The organism is Actinomycetota bacterium, from assembly GCA_030682655.1.
Taxonomy (GTDB): Bacteria; Actinomycetota; Coriobacteriia; order Anaerosomatales; family JAUXNU01; genus JAUXNU01.
This window is the reverse complement of the sequence record JAUXNU010000031.1, coordinates 1-1607: the sequence shown is the minus strand read 5'-3', so window position 1 is coordinate 1607 and position 1607 is coordinate 1. Positions and strand designations below refer to the sequence as shown.

Annotated in this window: 2 protein-coding genes; both read left to right on the top strand. The window is 62.5% G+C overall.

The window, feature by feature from the left end:
- Positions 1–1454, top strand: a 1454-nt coding sequence (fusA, locus tag Q8K99_01705) for an elongation factor G (GenBank protein ID MDP2181270.1), incomplete at its 5' end; no start/stop codon positions are given.
- Positions 1455–1466: 12 nt separating this feature from the next.
- Positions 1467–1607: GTP-binding protein (locus Q8K99_01700; protein ID MDP2181269.1), on the top strand; the 141-nt coding region annotated here is incomplete at its 3' end.

Here is a 1607-nt window from a genome sequence, read left to right as displayed (position 1 = left end):
TTGTCGAAGCTGCTGCCGAGTACGACGACACGCTCCTGGAGAAGTACCTCGGCGACGAAGAGATCACTGCCGACGAGTTGAAGGCGGCGCTTCGCCGGGCGACGATCGATTGCGCGGTCACTCCCGTCACGTGCGGCGCATCGTTCAAGAACAAGGGCGTTCAGGCCTTGCTCGACGCGATTCTCGACTTCTTGCCTTCACCGCTCGAGATCCCGGCTATCAGTGGCAAGGATCTCAAGACCGGTGAGTCGGTCGAGCGTCCGCCCGATGACAATGCTCCCTTCGCGGCCCTGGCGTTCAAGGTCATGACCGACCCTTACGTCGGCAAACTGACCTACTTCCGGGTGTACTCGGGCTCGATGCCCGCCGGCTCCTATGTGCTGAACTCGACGAAGGGTCACAAAGAGCGCATCGGCCGTCTGCTTGAGATGCACGCGAATCACCGCGAGGACGTCACTGATGTCAGCGCCGGCGATATCGTTGCGGCTGTAGGTCTCAAGAACACGACCACCGGCGACACGCTGAGCGCCGTGAATGCGCCGGTGCTGCTTGAGTCGATGGAGTTCCCCGATCCGGTTATCGACATCGCGATCGAACCCAAGACGAAGGTCGACCAGGAGAAGCTGGGGCAGTCCTTGGCCAAGCTCGCCGAGGAGGACCCGACGTTCCGGGTTCGCACCGACATCGAGACTGGCCAGACGATCATCGCCGGAATGGGCGAACTGCACCTGGAGGTCATCGTCGACCGCCTTCTGCGCGAGTTCAAGGTCGAGGCGAACGTCGGCAAGCCACAGGTCGCCTACCGCGAGACCGCAGGCAAGCAAGTCGACGACGTGGACATGAAGTTCGCCCGCCAGACAGGTGGCCGCGGACAGTACGGGCACGTCGTCATCAACGTTGTCCCGCAGAAGCCCGGCGATGGCTACGTGTTCGACAACAAGATCGTCGGCGGTTCCATTCCCAAGGAGTACATCCCCGCCGTGGACAAGGGTATCCAGGAGGCGATTCAGTCCGGCGTGCTCGCCGGATATCCGGTCGTCGACGTGAAGGTCGAACTCGTCGACGGGTCGTACCACGACGTCGACTCCTCGGAAATGGCGTTCAAGGTCGCCGGCTCGATGGCTATCAAGGAGGGACTGCGCAAGGCGCAGCCCACGCTACTGGAGCCGGTCATGGCTGTCGAGGTCAACACGCCGGAGGATTTCATGGGTGACGTGATCGGCGACCTTTCGAGCCGGCGCGGTCACATCGAGGGTATGGAGCCGAGGGGCGGCGCGCAGGTCATTCGTGCGCGCGTACCGCTCTCGGAGATGTTTGGCTATGCGACCGACCTGCGCAGTCGCACGCAGGGTCGCGCGGCCTACACCATGCAGTTCTCGGCGTACGAGAAGGTTCCCAAGTCAGTTTCGGAAGAGATCATCAGCAAGGTCGGCGGCGACCTTGCCAGGAGCTAGGGTGGGTTAACGATGGCGAAGAAGAAGTTCGAGCGCACCAAGCCGCACGTGAACGTCGGCACCATCGGTCACGTCGACCATGGCAAGACCACGCTGACCGCGGCGATCACCAAGACGCTTGCCGAGAAGGGCTGGGCGGACTTCACTCCGTTC